This window comes from Pseudoduganella sp. (assembly GCF_041914865.1).
Classification (GTDB): Bacteria; Pseudomonadota; Gammaproteobacteria; order Burkholderiales; family Burkholderiaceae_D; genus Rugamonas.
The window spans coordinates 131,784-150,409 of the sequence record NZ_JAYSCO010000003.1 but is presented as its reverse complement, the minus strand read 5'-3'; the positions used below and the strand labels follow the sequence as shown (position 1 = coordinate 150,409).

Annotated in this window: 15 protein-coding genes; 10 read left to right on the top strand and 5 right to left on the bottom strand. The window is 54.5% G+C overall.

The window, feature by feature from the left end:
- Nucleotides 1-7: 7 nt before the first annotated feature.
- On the bottom strand, nt 8-1,549 hold the full coding sequence (gene hutH, locus ACE3TQ_RS02620) for a histidine ammonia-lyase (RefSeq protein WP_374580367.1): 1,542 nt from the start codon (nt 1,547-1,549) through the stop codon (nt 8-10).
- A 154-nt stretch (nt 1,550-1,703) separates the two neighbouring features.
- Nucleotides 1,704-3,410, bottom strand: coding sequence for a urocanate hydratase (gene hutU, locus ACE3TQ_RS02615; RefSeq protein WP_374580366.1), 1,707 nt, complete (start codon nt 3,408-3,410; stop codon nt 1,704-1,706).
- A gap of 391 nt (nt 3,411-3,801) precedes the next feature.
- Here hutU and ACE3TQ_RS02610 point away from each other — a divergent pair, with 391 nt between their 5' ends.
- From ACE3TQ_RS02610 to ACE3TQ_RS02580, 7 genes are all read left to right on the top strand, one after another.
- Nucleotides 3,802-4,191, top strand: coding sequence for a helix-turn-helix domain-containing protein (locus tag ACE3TQ_RS02610; RefSeq protein WP_374580365.1), 390 nt, complete (start codon nt 3,802-3,804; stop codon nt 4,189-4,191).
- A gap of 153 nt (nt 4,192-4,344) precedes the next feature.
- Nucleotides 4,345-5,094 carry a hypothetical protein gene (locus ACE3TQ_RS02605; RefSeq protein ID WP_374580364.1) on the top strand — a complete coding sequence of 250 codons (750 nt, stop codon included), beginning with the start codon at nt 4,345-4,347 and terminating at the stop codon, nt 5,092-5,094.
- 1 nt (nt 5,095) lies between these two features.
- Nucleotides 5,096-7,129, top strand: coding sequence for a Mu transposase C-terminal domain-containing protein (locus ACE3TQ_RS02600; RefSeq protein WP_374580363.1), 2,034 nt, complete (start codon nt 5,096-5,098; stop codon nt 7,127-7,129).
- Entirely contained in the window at nt 7,129-8,127 is a 999-nt protein-coding gene (locus tag ACE3TQ_RS02595; protein WP_374580362.1) for a TniB family NTP-binding protein, read from the top strand. Before ACE3TQ_RS02600 ends, ACE3TQ_RS02595 begins: the two co-directional genes overlap by 1 nt.
- 878 nt (nt 8,128-9,005) lie before the next feature.
- Nucleotides 9,006-10,001, top strand: coding sequence for a TniQ family protein (locus ACE3TQ_RS02590; RefSeq protein ID WP_374580361.1), 996 nt, complete (start codon nt 9,006-9,008; stop codon nt 9,999-10,001).
- Nucleotides 9,958-10,314 carry a hypothetical protein gene (locus tag ACE3TQ_RS02585; RefSeq protein WP_374580401.1) on the top strand — a complete coding sequence of 119 codons (357 nt, stop codon included), beginning with the start codon at nt 9,958-9,960 and terminating at the stop codon, nt 10,312-10,314. Before ACE3TQ_RS02590 ends, ACE3TQ_RS02585 begins: the two co-directional genes overlap by 44 nt.
- 351 nt (nt 10,315-10,665) lie before the next feature.
- Entirely contained in the window at nt 10,666-11,376 is a 711-nt protein-coding gene (locus ACE3TQ_RS02580) for a hypothetical protein (RefSeq protein WP_374580360.1), read from the top strand.
- Nucleotides 11,377-11,700: 324 nt separating this feature from the next.
- On the opposite strand, the gene ACE3TQ_RS02575 is transcribed toward ACE3TQ_RS02580, so the two are convergent.
- From ACE3TQ_RS02575 to ACE3TQ_RS02565, 3 genes are all read right to left on the bottom strand, one after another.
- The gene (locus ACE3TQ_RS02575; RefSeq protein WP_374580359.1) at nt 11,701-12,348 is read right to left on the bottom strand and encodes a metallophosphoesterase; all 648 of its coding nucleotides are present in this window, start codon (nt 12,346-12,348) and stop codon (nt 11,701-11,703) included.
- Between the two features lie 187 nt (nt 12,349-12,535).
- The gene (locus ACE3TQ_RS02570; protein WP_374580358.1) at nt 12,536-12,979 is read right to left on the bottom strand and encodes a hypothetical protein; all 444 of its coding nucleotides are present in this window, start codon (nt 12,977-12,979) and stop codon (nt 12,536-12,538) included.
- 24 nt (nt 12,980-13,003) lie between these two features.
- Nucleotides 13,004-13,414: a hypothetical protein gene (locus tag ACE3TQ_RS02565; RefSeq protein ID WP_374580357.1), complete on the bottom strand. Its 411-nt coding sequence runs from the start codon at nt 13,412-13,414 to the stop codon at nt 13,004-13,006.
- An 87-nt stretch (nt 13,415-13,501) separates the two neighbouring features.
- Between ACE3TQ_RS02565 and ACE3TQ_RS02560 the strand changes: the two genes are divergently transcribed.
- The 3 genes from ACE3TQ_RS02560 (at nt 13,502) to ACE3TQ_RS02550 (ending at nt 18,206) form a co-directional block, all read left to right on the top strand.
- A complete protein-coding gene (locus tag ACE3TQ_RS02560) occupies nt 13,502-13,735 on the top strand; it encodes a helix-turn-helix domain-containing protein (protein ID WP_374580356.1) in 234 nt (77 codons plus the stop codon).
- A gap of 576 nt (nt 13,736-14,311) precedes the next feature.
- A complete protein-coding gene (locus ACE3TQ_RS02555) occupies nt 14,312-16,936 on the top strand; it encodes an AAA family ATPase (RefSeq protein ID WP_374580355.1) in 2,625 nt (874 codons plus the stop codon).
- 364 nt (nt 16,937-17,300) lie between these two features.
- Entirely contained in the window at nt 17,301-18,206 is a 906-nt protein-coding gene (locus ACE3TQ_RS02550; RefSeq protein WP_374580354.1) for a hypothetical protein, read from the top strand.
- Nucleotides 18,207-18,626: the final 420 nt, after the last annotated feature.

Here is an 18,626-nt window from a genome sequence, read left to right as displayed (position 1 = left end):
ACCCTCCTTACGGATGCAGGGCGCTGAACAGGCTCTTGCAAGTTGCGCTCAGGTCGCCATTCACCACCATCTGCTTGGCTGCCTCGATGTCCGGCGCGAAGAAGCGGTCGGCGTCGAAGAATGGTACCTTGGAACGCAGCTGGGCGTGTACATGCTCCAGTTGCGCCGAGGTTTTCAGCGGGCGATGGAAGTCGATGCCCTGCGCCGCCGCCAGCAGCTCGATGCCGAGGATGGTCGCGGTATTGTGCGCCATATCGTGCAGGCGGCGCGCGCCGTAGGTGGCCATCGAGACGTGGTCTTCCTGGTTGGCCGAGGTCGGGATGGTGTCGACCGATGCCGGGTGGGCGATCGACTTGTTCTCCGACGCCAGCGCGGCGGCGGTCACGTGGGCGATCATGAAGCCCGAGTTCACGCCCGGGTCGCGCACCAGGAATGGCGGCAGGCCGGACAGGGTGGCGTCGATCAGCAGCGAAATGCGGCGCTCCGAGATCGAGCCGATTTCGGCGATGGCCAGGGCCAGGGTGTCGGCCGCGAAGGCCACCGGCTCGGCGTGGAAGTTACCGCCCGAAACCACGACAGGACCGTCGTCGTTCTGGAAGATCAGCGGGTTGTCGGTCACGGCATTGGCTTCGATCAGCAGGGTGCGGCCGGCGTTGGCGATGATGTCCCAGCAGGCGCCCATCACTTGCGGCTGGCAGCGCAGGCAGTACGGGTCCTGCACGCGCTCGTCGCCCACCAGGTGCGAAGCGCGGATCGCGCTGCCGGAGACCAGTTCGCGGTAGATGCCGGCGGCAGCGATCTGGCCCGGCTGGCCGCGCACTTCGTGAATGCGCGCATCGAACGGCGAATCGGAACCCTTGGCCGCGTCCAGCGACAGCGAGCCGGTGACCATGCCCGCTTCCAGCAGGCGCTCGGCCATGAACAGGCCGTGCAGCGCCAGCGCGGTGGAGGCCTGGGTGCCGTTGATCAGGGCCAGGCCCTCTTTCGCGGCCAGCACGACAGGCGCGATGCCGGCGGCTTTCAGCGCATCGGCCGCTGGTACCAGCTCGCCCTTCACGCGCACGTCGCCCACGCCCAGGATGGCCAGGGTCATGTGCGACAGCGGCGCCAGGTCGCCGGACGCGCCGACCGAGCCTTTGGCCGGGATGGCCGGCATGATGCCGGCGTTGTACAGCGCGATCAGGGTGTCGATCACGATCGGGCGGATGCCGGAGAAACCGCGCGCCAGCGAGCTCAGTTTGGTCAACATCAGCAGGCGCACGACTTCGTCGGACATCAGTTCGCCGGTGCCCACCGAGTGCGACAGGATCAGGTTGCGCTGCAGCTGTTCCAGCTTGTCGTCCGGGATGCGGGTCTTGGCCAGCAGGCCGAAACCGGTGTTGATGCCGTAGGCGGCGTCGCCCTTGGCGACGATATCCTGCACGGCTTTGCAGGAAGCTTCCACGGCAGCGTAAGCCTCTTTCGCCAGCGCGATCGGGGTGTGGGCGGTCCACACGGCGCGCAGGTCGGACAGGGTCAGTTTGCCAGGGTTCAGGGTCAGTTGGGTCATGGTTTCGTTACTCGTATTCGTTTGCATTCAACCCGGCAGGGCTGGGTCAGACGGGGACGCCTAGTCCCGAGGGTCAGACCCCGGGTATGCCGGAGCCGCGGACTGCGGAGCTGACTGGGTCCGACCCTTGGGTCGTACCCAGCTTCACCGGGGTTCACTTAATCATCGGCAGGTTCAAATGGTTACGCTTCGCGCACTCGATCGCAGACTCATAGCCCGCATCCGCATGACGCATCACACCCGAACCGCAGTCATTGACCAGCACGCGCGCCAGGCGCTTGGCAGCCGCCTCGGTACCGTCGGCCACAATCACCACGCCCGAGTGCTGCGAATAGCCCATGCCCACGCCACCGCCATGGTGCAGCGAAACCCAGGTCGCGCCGCCGGCAGTATTCAGCATAGCATTCAGCAGCGGCCAATCCGACACCGCATCGGTACCGTCGCGCATGCCCTCGGTTTCACGGTTCGGCGACGCCACCGAACCGGTATCCAGGTGGTCGCGGCCGATCACGATCGGCGCCTTCAGCTCACCGTTTTTCACCATTTCATTGAAGGCCAGGCCAGCGATATGGCGCTCGCCCAGGCCCAGCCAGCAGATACGCGCCGGCAGGCCCTGGAAGGCGATGCGCTCGCGCGCCATGTCCAGCCAGCGGTGCACTCGGGTATGGTGCGGGAACAGCTCCTTGATCTTGGCATCGGTCTTGTAGATATCCTCCGGATCGCCCGACAGCGCCACCCAGCGGAACGGACCGCGGCCCTCGCAGAATTGCGGACGGATGTAAGCCGGCACGAAGCCCGGGAAATCGAAGGCATTCTTCACGCCCTTGTCGAAGGCCACCTGGCGGATATTGTTGCCGTAGTCGACCACTTTCGAACCCAGCGCCTGGAAGTCCAGCATGGCCTGCACATGCACCGCGCACGAAGCAGCGGCAGCGTCCACCAGCTTGGCGTGCTGGGAAGCATCGGCCTGCGCCGCCTTCCACTGCTCCACAGTCCAGCCCTGCGGCAGGTAGCCGTTGACCAGGTCATGCGCCGACGTCTGGTCGGTCACCAGGTCAGGGATGATGCCGCCAGCCTTGGCACGCTTCACCAGCTCCGGCAAGATGTCGGCCGCATTGCCCAGCAGGCCAATCGAGATTGCATCGCCGTTGGCCTTGTGCAGCTTGACCATTTCCAGCGCCTCATCGATGTTGGCCGCCTGCTTGTCCAGGTACTTGGTGCGCAGGCGGAAATCGATCGACGACTGCTGGCACTCGATGTTCAGCGACACCGCACCGGCGAAAGTCGCCGCCAGCGGCTGCGCGCCGCCCATGCCGCCCAGGCCGGCGGTCAGCACGAAGCGGCCTTTCAGGTCGCCCCCGAAGTGCTGGCGGCCCGCTTCCGCGAAGGTCTCGTAAGTGCCCTGCACGATGCCCTGGGTGCCGATGTAAATCCAGGAACCGGCCGTCATCTGGCCGTACATGAACAGGCCCTTGCGGTCCAGCTCATTGAAATGCTCCCAGTTGCCCCACTTCGGCACCAGGTTCGAATTCGCCAGCAGCACGCGCGGCGCATCCTCATGGGTCTGGAACACACCAACCGGCTTGCCGGACTGGATCAGCAGGGTTTCATTGGCCTCCAGCTTTTTCAGCGAAGCCAGGATCTGGTCATAGCACTCCCAGTTGCGGGCCGCACGGCCGATACCGCCGTACACCACCAGGTGTTTCGGGTTCTCCGCCACTTCCTTGTCCAGGTTGTTCTGGATCATGCGGTAAGCCGCCTCCGCGCCCCAGGTCTTGCAGGTCAGTTCCGGGCCACGCGGGGCACGGATATCGCGGGAAGCGTCATAACGCGGATCGTTTTCCAGGTGCTGGGTGCTCATGTCATCTCCTCAAGTTGGTGATAGCCGGCCTGCGCGAGGCCCGCACATGTTCACAGCTTAAGTTGTATAGACAAGTGAGTCAATAAGAAATTCGGGGTCAGGTCTGACAATCGGACATGCGCAACCGCAAATTTATGCAGAATCCTCACTGAAATTGCCCGGTAATTATGGTGACATGATTGAAGTAGCCCTACGCGCTGTTGAGCTACTTCAAGTCGACCATCAACAGGCATCGCTTTTTCAAAACCAATTTCGATCAGTTAAGTTGTTCCGTTTTATGGCTATAATATGAACGTAAGCATCTGATTATAAAGGACTTATTGAGATTCGAGGCTTGCCAACCAACGATCGCACATGCTATCGTTTCCCAATAGTGCATCAGCGGCCATTCATGCCAAGAAAGTTAGTTGAAGTAACGAGCTTCGGTGCTGAGCTTTTCCGAGTTCGGGTCAGCCTTGGGTTAAGCCAAGCAACGGTAGCCGGGAAAGCTGGGGTAACCGCCGGCTACTACTCCTCGCTCGAGAACTCCCGACGGCCTCCGCCGCCGATCGGAACGGTTCTACGTATCGCAAACTCACTAGGTATTGGTGGTCATGGGCTAAGGCTGCTTTGTAGTCGGGCCGAAGCTGAGCGCTCGCAGCATGGCACCACCGCATTTGAATTGAACGTCAGCCCGTTGGCTGGAACATTCATTTTGCGGAACGGCCAAGTTGTTAACGTATCGCCTGAGAAGCTGGCGAGAATTGAACATATTTTGGAAGAAGAGGAACCCGGAAAGTAAAAAAGCGACGAACCCACAATTTGCAGATCCGCCGCCCTTTCGGCCGGAGAATGATATCTCAAGGCGCCTGAGAACCCTCAAGATATCGGACTCCAGCCTTAAGGTCAATCCCCTATTTACTTTTGTCGCACATGAACGCGACTGGGAATGATCATGAGTACGAAATCTCCCCCCATCATGGGGTCACTGGAGTGGCTCGAACACGTCTATGCGCAGCCCCCTGCCCGCTCTCTAAAGGGCCATTCGAAACGATCCCAATATCACAGCATCTCAACGTCGCTCCGCGGACTGCCAGTTGGCGGTCAGGGTCGAACCGAGGCTTGCGCTGTGTTGTTGCTAGATTATCTTGCCAACGCCGGCTACATCACTCGCTTTAAGCAGCAACCGTTCAGAACCGACGCGAAAACGTTCGGATACCAGATTGTCCCTGACTATCTAGCGAGTTGCTCCAATGGCAAAATTCTCGTCATCGAAGTAAAAACGAGCCGCTACATCACGGCCCTGGTTCAAGCCACACTGGACCGCAATCAAGAGAAATTCGCCAAATTTGGCATCAAGTACTTGTGTTGGACCGACAAACATCCTCTTTCCTACCACTTGCGACATCAACTGATGGAGATGAGGCGCGCATCAAATTGCGTCCCACAGAACGAGATCGATGCACTCCTGGCCCATTTGCGAGCTCAACGCCAGGACACCTTTGAAGCCTTGGTAGATTCAGGCTTTGACAAGGCGGTAATCTTCGCCGCGGCCTGGAAAAGCAAAGCATTCTTCAACTTCAGTGATCCATTTGAGCCATCGACGGTGGTGTCTGCCACGCCATTACTCGACTTGGCAAACATCGCTTTATCCACCTCGCCGAACGGCCACACCTGGTGGGATCAGTTGGCAAGGAGTCGATAACATGCATACCTTGTGTAACAACAGCGTTCACGGGCGAATAGGCCCCGTTACGTTCGAAGATATGACGTTCGGGTTCGAGCCTGGACAACGCTTGCAGCATGGCCTGACAGTGATGGAGATAGTCCGGGTCGTTAAGTCCCAGTGCGTCCTGCGCAATGTAAACACCTACGAAGAGAAATTTGTCGAACTCGAAATACTCTACGAGGAATACCTGCAACGCAGGCTTACTCCGCTCACAGAATCGACATCACCAGTCACCGTTCTGCCATACGAGCAGTCCGAATTCACAGTGCTTTCAGACGCTAGCCCCGCAGCACGTCAGCATGCACGCAGTCTCTATGCCTACATCTCCGAGCTGCGGAAACTTGGCTATATATGCCTTCGCAAAACGCCACTGTTGCAGATGGACTTCGAAAGACTCAAGAAGCGACTGCGTCAAGAAAATCCCGAGTTAGAAGACTTCTCGCTACGTACAGTCTATGAATGGTCGCGACGCTTCGACAAGCGAAGTGGCGACATGCGAGCACTTCTCCCGGACTTCGCAAGTCGCGGTGGGCGCGGTGCCGGAACCCGCCTCCCATCGGTCGTCAACCAAGCAATAGCCGAAGTATTTCAGGAGCTGCGACTGAATGCGAATCGGAAAATATACACCTTCGAAGTTTTGCATTCTATTGAAGCCAAAATCAGAAAGAAGATTCCCGCAAGTGAAGCTTCCGCGCTCGTCCCCAGCTGGTCCACCGTCGATCGCTTGATCTCTCAGAATTTCGACGCGTATGACATCTGCGTTCGAAATAGGGGAAAGGCATTCGCCAATAAGGTCTTCCGGGCGCACTATCCGCGTGATAGGGCAATTGATCCTTTAGCTGTAGTCGAATTTGACGACAAGGACACCCGCACGTTCCTGGTCAATCAAAAAACCGGCCTTCCCATCGGGCGCGCCTTCCTAACCGCGGGTGTCGACCAACATAGCTCGCTGGCGCTCGGCCTCTCAATTGGCCACAGACATCGCAGCACTGTCTCGGCTCTCGATACATACAGATCTGTCTTGCTACCTAAGGGGCCGCTTTTGCAATCGATGGGCCTCTTGGCGTCCAGCGCCAGATTTGGCATCCCGGGCATCGCGCTGTTTGACAATGCGCTCTACTTCCATGCTTCTGATCTGGAATCCGCAATTCAACTTTCAACCAATAGCATCTGCGCATGGGCTAAGCCATATCGCCCCACTGAAAAGTCAGTTGTCGAAAATTTCAATGGCGAGACTGTGGAGCATCTTCTACAGCATCTTCCTGGCTTCGGTGGCGAGAAACGAGATAGGAAAATGCTTGACGTTGGACTGGCGACGGCAGCGATGGACATTTCCGTCTTTGCGAAGTGTGCTTATCAATGGGCCTTCTGCTTGCACCCTAATATGCCAAGAGAGGATGGCATGACACCTCTTCAAAAATGGCAGAAGCGCGCTGATCTCATACGCCCTCGGCTTCCTACCAATCTCGATCAGTTAGACGCGTACTTCGGACTAAGCCACAGTGTAGCGTTTCGACCTGACGGCGTCATGTTCCTTGGCCTCCGTTATCAGTGCGACCGTCTCATCCTTCTACGACGTCGAATCGGGCACAACGAACGGGTGATCTTTCGCTACAACCCTTCAGATCTAGATCGAATCTATGTGCTCGACCCACATTGCAAGAAGTACTTTGCAGTACCGAGCTTGAACCCCGAGTTCACGAAAGGACTGACGCTATATCAACACAAGTTGATCCGAAAGATCGCTCGCGAACAAAGGAAAAATAATCCTGCAATGGACGACATGCTGGCTGCGAAGATCAAGCTCCAAGAGCTCGTAGAGCAGGCCATGAAATCGAACAAGCGCCACCAGCGGAAATGGGCTCAGAACATCGGAGACGTCCCATCAATGAAAAAAACGCCTAAAACAGTCGAAGAGTCAATAACGGACATCGAACATCAAATTGATCGCATCCAGTCTGTCGAAATCGATGCGACCGATGAACACTGGGACCTTCCGGAGGACTTTTGATGAACACCACAGAAGAAAAGGCGCTTCGATGGAGGGGAGCCTCTGTTGCAGACCGCTTACTTTACATGTCGGAAGAGATGCACGTGAACTACCCATCGTTCGTCAATGCTCTCCAGGAGATTCGGCGGCATGCCATAGCCTGCGAACAGCGGAACCGCGGGGACGGCCTGCTTCTACTCGTACCAACAGGCGCGGGCAAGACTTACATCAGGGACTACATTGAAAAACTATGGCCTGCGGACCACAGCGGCGAGCAATCCAGAATTCCAGTAGTTGCATTCCGACTTCCATCAACCATCAGCAAATGGGCAATCGCTGCTACCTTGCTTCAAACGATCAGCCCATCGCTGTCGACCTGTCATACGGAATCGGAGCTCAACAAACGGATAAAGGTTCTGCTTCCGCAGCTAAGGACGCGAGTGATCATAATTGACAACGTCCATGATATCCCCGCACGTCGGAAAGACGGTGGCATCAAGGAAATTGGCGATTTGCTGCGCGATTTGATCGACGACTGCAAGAGACTCGTTGTTCTACTGGGCGCGCCTTCGGCGGTTTCACTTGTACGACTTAGTCCGCAACTTCGGCGCCGGACAGCGAAGCAAATTCACCTTGACTACTTTCGGATTGATTCGCCGCGACAATTCAAGACCTTCCATGAGTTCCTCCAGCGATACGCTAACGCGTTGCCTCTCGCGGAAACGTCTGACATCTCTGTTGACCTTGCAAAGCGACTCTATTACGCCACCAACGGAATCATGGATTACGTCTACCGCGTTTTTAGCTGGGCAGTCGATATTGCCGTCAATGATGGACGTGAATACATCACCCAATCTGATCTAGCAAATGCACTGCAAGTCCATTTTGGCGCAGCCCTAAAGGATGAATTGAACCCCCTTCTTCCCGGTGGCGTTATGCGCAATTTGACGCAAGAGGGCGAACCCTACGAAGAATGGGTCGATTCCTGGACCATGCCATTGAAACCTCGTAAATCATGATCTACCTCGAAAACCTAAGAAGGGTGTACGCGTCGCAACCGATCCAGAAAATGGGTATGCCGACACTACTAGTACGCCCGGAGCCTGCAGCTTTCCAATGCAGACAAGATCATCTAATGGAATTGGCCGAAAAGAACACAATGGCGGGCATACGCGAACTAAGCAGCAAGCTACGTGGCAGCTTCATGACCCTGGCAATCGCAACGGATGAAGAACTTAAGGAAATTGCACTTGGAGAAAGACAGCCCTCCAAAGGCTTAAGGAGATGCAATTCGACCTCGTCTAAACTACGCCTTTATGGGCTAGGGAATCCCTCAAGAATCTGCCCTGCATGCCTTCAAGAGGGCCTCCCGGTTACACATTACTGCAACTATGCCCTGACCTTAACTTGTCGTGCGCATGGATTGCTCTTAGTCGATCAATGTCCACATTGCAGCAACGATATTCGATACACAAGGCCACACCGGGAACGCTGCGACTTCTGTCGCAAGAGCTTGACGTACCTGGCTTATCAACGTGCACCGTCATGGCTGAAGAAGTTTCGAGATACCTTCGCCCCCTGGGAGGAGGATCATTTTTGTCTGACAAGAAGCCGTAGCGACTACGCGTTCGCTCGACTCTTTTATTCGCACTATGAACGTGACAGGCAATGGATAGATCCACATCCCAGGATCAGCAAGAGACACCTCCTTCAGCTTGAAGAAATCACACGCAATTACAAGAAGCTTCTTCCCACAATGGTGAAGAACTACATGGTGCGCCGCGCACCGCTTGTTCCGGACCTTCGGGATTGGACGGCGGCCGACACCAAGGCCAACGCAATTATTCGAGATTGCCTTTTTCCATAGGCAGCGACTAGCGCTGCAGGGGGATTCTGTATGTTCCTGATACGACCGCCACCGTTTGATGGCGAATCACTCTCGTCGTGGCGCCAGCGAGCCGGGCAGTTGAACGGATACTGGCGTTACCCACTGCTCGACTACAGGTCACGAAAAATCGATCCCGACCGGATCTTTACCAGTAGGGATCTAGATTGGTTGGTCGACCAGTTTAGGTACGACCAAGGCGTCCTGAAGCCACTTACTTTGGACGTCGAGGTGGCCAGGCATTTGGCAAAACAACGATTTCTCAATCAGCTACGCGGCACACTTTCCTTCAGTGCGTTCGGCTCGCACGTTGGCGGAAGCCCAATGTATTGCCCAGCCTGCCTGGCCAGTGATCCCTACCCATTCTTTCGCGTTAGTTGGAGGATTGCTTTCAACACTCGATGCCCGGTTCATGGTTGCCTGCTTCGGGATTCATGTCCCAATTGCGGTCATCGCCCATGGCCGGCGACACATTACTGCGCAGAGCCAAGGCGATGGATTTCGCATCGATATTGCAGGGCATGCGGATATGACCTAGGCGACCTGGAAGTGATGCCTTTTACAGAACAGTCATCTCGCGCTCAGCGAATTCAAGATGGCCTGCCCCATGAGTATGGACAAGCACTCTGGTACGTTTCGCAGCTCTTCCTGAGGAATAGCACCCACGACATGCTCCGACGAGTTCAGGCGGTGCGGGGGCAACCATGCGATGCACTTCCGAGCAACACCCGCAGATTCGAGCATTTGACCATTGGGCATCGCGAATCGCTTCTTGATTCCGCAGAGTGGCTCATCGAAGAATGGCCAACCAGATTCATACAGGTGGCAATGGACTGCAATTTGAATTTGAAAAGCTTTGCTAGCACCCTTCATTTAGCCCCCAGCTGGATACTGCTTGCAGCAGTCGAAAATCTAGCCAAACGCAAAAGGGCATCGGCACCATGGCGCATAGGGCTGGCAGGGAATGGACGTCACACTTGCTGCACTACGCCGGACTCCACACAATGAATCGTCTCGTGCGCACCACAGAAAATTGCGAATTAACAAAGGCATGCTTGCAGTGTTCTTTTTCTCTTTTATCAAAGGCCAATTGGGGATATACATTGACCTGACATTTATAGAAAAGGAACAAACTATGTTTTTGATTGATCCGTGGCAGTACAAAGCACGCGTCCTGTTGAACATGTACGAACCTAATGATCGTACCGAGGACACTATCTGGGATCTGTATGTGCAGCACCCTGGTCTCGTTCCATCAAGTGACCTCGTCGGCGGTTATGTCGCACTGCGTCGGATTTTGCTGCCGCACGTAGCGAAATAATGGCTGAAGTATAGTTACTGTAAAAGTCTGCGCTAGCCGCCACAAAGTTTGAAGATTCAAGGCGAGCTAGCGCCAGGATGCACCGCTTTCAGGACAGCATGGCACACGATCCCAGGCTATCCGGAATATCGCAGCTACGGTCATAATTTATACTGGCTCAGATGTGACCTGACACGGACTGTCAGATGAGTTAAAGTTCCTCCTGGCGAGAGCTGGGCACAACAGGCGTTGAACTAGGTATCAAATTTCAAGAATTAAAGCTTCGTGTGGGCCTGGAGCTGTGCCTGATGCATGTTTTTAGACATGACTAACGGCGCTAAAGCTGAACGTTTGGCTTGATGAGGTTTCTACATGCTATTTCCATGGGACATTACCCGGGAGTTGATGAGCTGCGCTCATTGGGCGGACAGGCTAGTTCGCGCCGATTTGATCGAAGGTATTATCGTCAGTGAAAACGATTACACATCAAATTTTACGGGAGCGCTCCGGCGAGAGATTAACGCAAGGAATATTGCGGGACTCCGAGCGAAAGTGCAAGTATTAAACCCGAGCGCTGAGCGAGAAATCGGAGCCGACGCATGTATCATTTTGCAGAACGATATGGAGTTTAAAGCAGCGGTATTCGAAGCAAAATGGCCGCGGCTAAGTACTCATGTAGACACTTGGGACTCGAAGCAAAAGTCAACGGGAGACTCTCACTTCCACTCGCAACTTACGCGCCAAGCTACTCAAAACCACTATGCAGCAATATGGGAAATGTTCTACTGCGAGTACCCATTCCACAAACAGCCTGCTTACTTCCCCCCTGAAGGTTCTGCGTGTGCATGGCACGATGCGGCTTACGCCGCCACGATAGGACGCCCAGACAAAACCTCACCGTGGTCTGACCAAGAACTCAAGAACCTTCTGGAGGGGCAATCGCTGACGATTGCGGACGTCATCGAGGCAATTTGTATCTGCAAGAAGGGTACTCCACTTCCAAACGGAAACTACCTCAAAGCATTTGGAGATGGCGGAGCGCCGCATGAGGCACTGGTAATAACCTATAGCAAAGCTAGCTAACAATGAGGCCATACTCTAAACTCGAGCGGTACTACGCAAAAATCGCGCGGAGCGGTCACTTCCGCATTGAACGAGCGCTTTGGGATCATGAAGCTTCGATTAGCGGCGATAGCCGCCCAGGAACTTAACTGGCAGCTTCCAGCCTGGTGTTCACCGCGCCTCGTTGACGATCCCATTAGTGAGCTCTTGCGTCACGACTTCCACACGAAGACCGGCTTGCCTGAGCATCACGCTCTGAATGATGCAAAGGCCAACTGCTACGCTTTCAGCGAGCGCGTTCAGTGAGAAGATCCTTCACGCATCCGAATCTAATTCGATCATCGATCAGTCAATTCGAAGCTTGAAGATTTCCCGAAGCCCCACTCCGTGCCACACTCCGTCAGGATAGTCGATGGATTCGTGGTGATGTCCATGAAAAGCACTACTCACCTTAAGGTTCGCCGCCAGCTCGGTAAGTACGCTGCTCCCAAATCGGTGTGCACCTGGCGCTTCATGAGTAATAAGCAGGTCCGCAGAAAGGCCAGCGAACGACACTAGGTCGCTAGGAAAGATGCTAGATCGATGCCGCAATGGCAGTCCGCCGCGCCATAGGTTGCCCTTCCCGCATGTCGCTGTGTATTCGGCTGGAGACTGAAACCTAGCCGTACCACCGGACCAGATCTTTGAACGAAATACGCCGCCAAGGCCAGCCACAGCCAGTCCGCCAATGTTCACTACACGGCCATGCAAATTGTTTTCGCCATATGCGGAACCGAACAAACAGTCATACCCCAAGTCGGTCTCAGTATCATGATTTCCAGGAACCCACCAAACCTCCCCCGGATTAGGCAAATTCCCAAGCGCGTCTTGCAGTGGCACTTTTAAGTCAAGGTCACCCAACAGGATCGTAGCAAGTGGACGCTCGCTTTCAATCGCCTCGATAATGTGATCAAACTTCCCGTGCGGATCGCCGCATACGTAAATAAGGGCCATACGGGTTTATCGAGTGTTACATTCGATTCGCGGAGCTGCCAAACTCGTGGCCGACAGGTTTCATTTCGAGCCACGCCATATCCTCTGCAGTGAAACTAAAGGCACCAAGCGGCATGACTCGTAGCGCCCGATGCCGAAGATTATGTTGCCGCTTATTCCTGCGATTGCTCACAAAATGCCTCCGCAACTAATGCTCTACGCTCCAGAACAGCGCACGGCGACTCCCGACTAGACGCGCCAGTGTCGCGATATTTTTCCAGATCGCATCCATTGGAATTTGGCCTCGTTGGGCGACTTGAGTGCATGCCATGACCACCACTTGAAGCGGGACCTCGTCGAGGAACGTGCAAATGTGTGCGAAGAACTTGCTGGAGACCTGCCCCGACGAAATGGCCTCAATCAGGCCCCGTTCATCCATTATCTCTCGATAGCTGACACTTGCGCCCTGGGCCGCCATCCAAATCCAGCGACGGCCCGCAACTGGCTGAAGCGTTTTGGCATCCAGCCCTAGCACGCGTGCCAGTGAGCCAGGATCACCCGAATCATCTTCTTTGGCCAACTGCTGCGCCCTGGCAAGCGTCAGCGCAAGGGTGGTGCAGCGATCGATAATTGGTTTGTATTCGACAGGCATGTGACATCGCGCCCAAGCAGTGGATTACTGAGCCAGAATAGCGCGCATCTTAGCAATCCACAATTTGGCCTCACGTCCTGAGACTCGAATTTCATGCCGAGGATGCTTGGGGTCGAGCACGGTAAATACAAGTTTGTGTCCGGTCTGCGCACCATTTCGCACTAAGCACTCATGGGACCAGGTGTCGACCTGGGAATACGAGTAGCGATACAGCGTGGGTCCTGCGATGATTACCATCTCACGGAGGGTGTCATCGAAGACCACCGTTTTCGTACTGTTGACCTGGTGGTCAACCTTAAAGCCACCTGCAATAAGCTCTGAAAGAGCGCGTCGTTGCGCCAGATCATGCTGCAGCCAGGCCCACAGAATCCATAGAACTAGCGCTCCTCCGACGCCGTACAACGCAAAATTTCCAAACCAATCGCCAGTCGACATTGCCTTTTCCTTAAAAATTCACAATATATTGTGAAGACTTAATGATACTGTGCGACGACCATTTCTCCCAATATATTGGGAGAAGATTTGGATCCATTAGTCTCATTCGGACGAGTTCTTCGCCAGCTTCGCAAGAAAGCTGGGTTGACACAGGAGCAACTTGCTCTTGCGGCTGGGATTGAGCGGAACTATGTCAGTCTCATCGAGAGGGGGATCAATCAGCCGGCGCTGAAAGTGATTTTTAAGCTGGCTGAAGCGCTCGGAATCCGTCCATCGGAGATGCTGCTCCTGGTGGAAGCTGAGCTGAAGGGCGCTAGCTGACCCACCGTCTCTCCGAACTTGCCAGTGCGGCAAAAAGTATCTATTCACGAATCTATTCAAATTCAGGCGCTTATTCTATGAAGTGGCGCCGTGAGAATCTATTCATGCCAGCACTGGATATGTCGCGATAGTGTCGAGTGATTGATCAACCGAGGTCGCCCCAAAGAGCCTTCGAATAGACTCGAGGCTTTTTCCAGCCCCGGAATGCACTGGACAATTCGGCATTGCGATGCGGAGCGTTTCCCTACTTGCGCAACCCGCGTGGCGAGCAACTTGATGTGGGCAATTGATCATTCCTCGAAAAGATCAGCGCTGCTCAAATCGGATTCGATTGGGAACACCGTATCCCACCGGAGTTACTTAACTGACTAGAAATCACACTTTTTGTTGCTAAAATAATACCACCAATTGTCACAATGCCGCTATTACTTGCCCAGTGACATCATCTTCTCCAAACTGTCTGAAACGAACTGCGACGTCTCAGGGAGCGGATAGTGCGGCGATATGCGCCGTTAGTTCGCGTCGTCGACACGGGATTCGCAACTAGTTATTTATTTAGCTCATGGAGAATAGAGAATGCCTGATTCGACTCCAGCGATGGCCGTTGCCGATGCCTTCGATTCGTGGTTGGCCGCGCGGCCTAAGTGGTTGCAGACTGCAGCTGCAGACATGCTCGAAAAGCGAACCCTTCCAGATGCGGGGGAAATTGAGGTCCTATCCAGCCTTTGCGCGGAGGAGGCTCTTGGAGCTGGCAACGGCAAGTTCAAAGCACTCGGCGCGGGAGCACTGGGGGCGGCTCAAAAGGGGCCCCATCTGCATCTTCTCGGTCTAAACAAGGTAAATGGAGTCAACGCGATTTCCAGCGATGCCGAGCTAGAATTCGGGGACGCGTCCCTGGTTGCGATCTATGGTCCCAACGGAACGGGCAAGTCAGGCTATTCCAGACTCCTGAAGCATGCATGTGGCTCTCGCGCAAAAGAAGACATCCTGCCCAACGTATTCTTGGACAAGCCCGCGCCCCCCACAGCTTCCATCAATCTCACCTACGGAGGTGCAGAAAAGAGCATTGACTGGACGCTGACTGGCGCGACGAATGGGACGCTGAAGAAAGTGCATATTTTCGACTCCCACGCCGCTGCACTCTACTTCGGTGCAAAAAATGAAGCATCGTACGAACCGCGAAAGATTCGGTTCATCACCTCGCTTATCAAAATATGCGAGGAGGTGGCTGCCAATCTGGACCGCCGGAAGATCTCACTGCCATCAAAGGTACCCGCAATTCCGGCAAGCCTGCTCCTAACCGCCGGAGCCAAATGGATTACGACCCTCTCCGCTGCGACGAAAGACGCCGATATCGATGCACGCTGCAAGTTCAACCAGGAGCTCGAATCCGAAAGGCTCAGTGCAGAGCAGGCCATCCACCAAAAGAACGTTCCTGAGAGGCTGGCGACCATCGCCACGAACCTCGGCACCATTGCCACTGCGGAGCAATACATCGCGAACATACAGACGGCATTTCATGATAACGCGGCAAGCGCTATCGTGAAGGCTCGCTCGGACGCCGTCTCCAAACGAAAGGCCGCAAGTGAGGAAGCAGACATAGTATTTGCAAAGGCGTCCCTCGAAGGTATTGGACAAGAAACGTGGCGAGCCCTTTGGGAGGAGGCACGAAAGTACTCGGAACATTCCGGCTACCACGGAAGAGCATTTCCCGTCACAGATGAAGGAAGCAAATGCGTTCTTTGTCAGCAACAGCTCGATGGCGATGCCAGGGCGCGGTTGATTTCCTTCGAGAAGTTCGTGAAAGGCGGCCTTGAATCTGCCGCGGCGAAGGCGGAAGAAGACCTCAAGAATCTGCTTGCAAAGGGCCCGGCCATGCCGGAAGAAGGTCCCTGGAAGCTCCAGTGCGGGGTGCTCCAGATGGAGGCTGCCTTCACGGCTTCTAGTCACGCGTTGTTGAAGTCTCGATGGGATGCGATTCAAACATCAGCGGACTTCGAAGCGATCCCGCCGTTTGACTGGACACCATTCGAGCAAAAAATCATCGCGCTTAAAGGCACGTTGGAGGTCGAACAAAAGACCCTTAATGAGCTCAAGAACGACGATAAACGCAAGGAGCTTGAAGCAAGGCTCGCCGAACTTCAATGCATGAAATGGCTATCGGAGAACCGACAATCCGTCGTCGACGAAGTGCAGCGCCGCAAGAAGCTGAAGGAGATTGATTCTGCGCTGGCGCTTACGAAAACAAACACGTTGACTACGAAGGCCAACGAGTTAAGTGAGCACGAAGTGACGAAGGACTACCAGGAGCGTTTCCTGTCCGAACTTTCACTCCTGGGCGGCAAGAAGATACCGATCTCAACCTCAAGCAAGAAGCAAGGGAAGGGTAAGGTAAGCATCGGCCTATCAATCAAGAGCAGCAAGGCGACTACCGAAGCAAAGCACGTCCTGAGTGAAGGCGAAAGCCGGGTGGTCGCGCTTGCAGCGTTTCTCGCAGACATCGCGGGATCTGGCGAGCCAACGCCGTTCATTTTCGACGACCCTATTTCGTCTCTTGACCAAACCTATGAAGAGGCGGTCGTCAATCGGCTAGTCGAGCTTTCCAAAACTCGCCAAGTCATCGTGTTCACGCATCGCCTTTCGATGATCGCATTGCTTGAGGAAGCCGTAGGGAAAGTCGAAAAACAGGCCGAAGCGGCGAAGGAAACTTCGCCTGTCAAGTTAATGGTTCACACTCTTCACAAATTAGGTTCGAGTTCGGGCATCGTGGAAAAGTCGATCGTCAAGAATTCAAACGTCCAGAAGTCTGCCAACGCATTGCGCGACCAAGAAATGGCAAAGCTTCGGAAATTACTCGAAGCCAAAGACGTTTCAGGCTATGAGGTGCAGGCAAAGTACATTTGCAGCACTTTCCGAACGCTGGTCGAGAATTCTGTCGAAAAGGTTCTTATGAACGGCGTAATCGCTCGCTTCAGGCGATCCGTCGAGACAAAAAATAAAATCGGGGCGCTCGCGAAGATTACCCCTGACGACTGCGTCCTGATTGAGGACCTGATGACACGCTATTCGGTGTTCGAGCATTCGCAATCGAACGAACTTCCGGCCGAAACCCCGGACTACGATCAATTGAAAGAAGACGTTGAGAGGTTCGCGACGTGGGTGGGCGAATTTGCGAATCGCAAGTACGGGCCGTTGGCCTAGATATTATGGAAATGGCGGGACAAACACCTGATGGAAGGCTATGCTCCCCCTTCCGTCTCTTGTAGCGCACTGATGCCCATCGCTTCTTTCACCTTTTCAAGGTGGCGGAATTGAAAATGCACCATTCATAAATTCGTTTGCGACTTCCGCCACGGTGACGAGCAAGCATCCAACAAAGTGCGCGGTGTCTTTGTTTGGCCTGCAACGATAGGAACTCAATATCTTCGCAAGCTAGGTCACGCTAGAATCCGGGATAACGCGTGATTCGCCGAAGCTAAACTTCATCAACTCAAGACATGTAAAGGTATCTATGCGCACAATTTCAGCTGGCCGGCTAACACTCTCAATTTCAGAAGACGGACCGATGCCAATATCGATTTCTGACTTTGCAGAGGAAGCTGCAACCATTGAATTTATCGCCCCCACAGGCTACCTTCAAGGAGATAAAAAATCTCTTTTTAAGCTCGAGTATCCAGGCTACAGCATTGAATCAGTTATCTCAGATGGACAGGTATTCGTTCGAAGGAACGAACTGCATCAGCACAGCGAAAAATATGAAGGTAGCGATCCATGCCGCGTCGCAATCCAGTGGTCGGCCACCTCAATCGGCTGCGGGATTGTGCCCAAGGGGGAAAGTATAACTGCCTTACGTTCGGTACACACACCTTATACAACGCCGCCACTAGGTATGATCCGCGACCTGAAATGCGGGGATCAAAGCGCAGGTGATTCCTACCCATCAGTTGATGCACTCTTCTCACGCATCCTGGATTGCATCTCCTTCTGCGAAAAAGATATCCGAAGGTATGGTGCGGAGAAATTTTTGTGGACGGGCGATGACCCCAACATCGAACCACTGAGTGAACCGGAAATGAGCCGACTTATCGCTAGTTTCCTCGCGGTGTATGGCGGTGTGAACAATTTCGAAGTATCCTGTGAACCTAGAGCAGGCGGAGGAAGTGTGGACTTCTGCGTATATGGCCACGTACAAAATGTGGGCCAAGCGAAAATCGCTATTGAAGCAAAGAAAGCACACAGCGCAGACCTGGAACATGGCTTCATTCACCAACTTCCCGCGTACATGGACAGACTCGAAACTCGGCATGGGATCTACCTGGTCTATTGGCTTAGGTCAGATCGGTATCCCAGACCAGATTTTCCTGCCTATCCCCATTTGGAAATGGAAAAACTACATCCGTTGGCCAGAACAGGGTTCGTTCGCAGTGTTGGGCTAAACTTAGCGCTGGATCGTTCTCCTAGTCGTATCTGAAGGCCTCTCACATCTCCGGGAGGCATCCACAAACATGCCTCTCAGTAAATGCGTACGCACACCGGATCCGTGCCACCAAACCCAGCGAGGCCCCCGACTTCAAGTAGCTCATGCGTCATTTTCAGGGTTCTGGCAAACGCTAATACTAGACTGGGACAGCATTCAGTGGCCTGTCGATTTAGCTGGCATACCTACGTATTAACTTCGCTAAATGTGTGATCAAGTCATTGGAGATGTCAGCACCAAAGCATAAGAGTTTGCAAGAAGTCGGAATCGCCGGTTAACGCAAGTTCTTAAGCCGTAAAGTTCGGCGCAGCCCTCTTTGCAGCTGGCTTGGCGGCCACCTTTGCTGCGATCTTCTTCGCAGCTGGCTTTGCGGCCAGCTTTGCTGCGGCCTTCTTCGCAGCTGGCTTTGCGGCC

What these genes read in the sequence shown, in the direction of transcription:
- hutH (WP_374580367.1), bottom strand. Translation starts at nt 1,549, where the DNA reads ATGACCCAACTGACCCTGAACCCTGGCAAACTGACCCTGTCCGACCTG.
- hutU (WP_374580366.1), bottom strand. Translation starts at nt 3,410, where the DNA reads ATGAGCACCCAGCACCTGGAAAACGATCCGCGTTATGACGCTTCCCGC.
- ACE3TQ_RS02610 (WP_374580365.1), top strand. Translation starts at nt 3,802, where the DNA reads ATGCCAAGAAAGTTAGTTGAAGTAACGAGCTTCGGTGCTGAGCTTTTC.
- ACE3TQ_RS02605 (WP_374580364.1), top strand. Translation starts at nt 4,345, where the DNA reads ATGAGTACGAAATCTCCCCCCATCATGGGGTCACTGGAGTGGCTCGAA.
- ACE3TQ_RS02600 (WP_374580363.1), top strand. Translation starts at nt 5,096, where the DNA reads ATGCATACCTTGTGTAACAACAGCGTTCACGGGCGAATAGGCCCCGTT.
- ACE3TQ_RS02595 (WP_374580362.1), top strand. Translation starts at nt 7,129, where the DNA reads ATGAACACCACAGAAGAAAAGGCGCTTCGATGGAGGGGAGCCTCTGTT.
- ACE3TQ_RS02590 (WP_374580361.1), top strand. Translation starts at nt 9,006, where the DNA reads ATGTTCCTGATACGACCGCCACCGTTTGATGGCGAATCACTCTCGTCG.
- ACE3TQ_RS02585 (WP_374580401.1), top strand. Translation starts at nt 9,958, where the DNA reads ATGGACGTCACACTTGCTGCACTACGCCGGACTCCACACAATGAATCG.
- ACE3TQ_RS02580 (WP_374580360.1), top strand. Translation starts at nt 10,666, where the DNA reads ATGCTATTTCCATGGGACATTACCCGGGAGTTGATGAGCTGCGCTCAT.
- ACE3TQ_RS02575 (WP_374580359.1), bottom strand. Translation starts at nt 12,348, where the DNA reads ATGGCCCTTATTTACGTATGCGGCGATCCGCACGGGAAGTTTGATCAC.
- ACE3TQ_RS02570 (WP_374580358.1), bottom strand. Translation starts at nt 12,979, where the DNA reads ATGCCTGTCGAATACAAACCAATTATCGATCGCTGCACCACCCTTGCG.
- ACE3TQ_RS02565 (WP_374580357.1), bottom strand. Translation starts at nt 13,414, where the DNA reads ATGTCGACTGGCGATTGGTTTGGAAATTTTGCGTTGTACGGCGTCGGA.
- ACE3TQ_RS02555 (WP_374580355.1), top strand. Translation starts at nt 14,312, where the DNA reads ATGCCTGATTCGACTCCAGCGATGGCCGTTGCCGATGCCTTCGATTCG.
- ACE3TQ_RS02550 (WP_374580354.1), top strand. Translation starts at nt 17,301, where the DNA reads ATGCCAATATCGATTTCTGACTTTGCAGAGGAAGCTGCAACCATTGAA.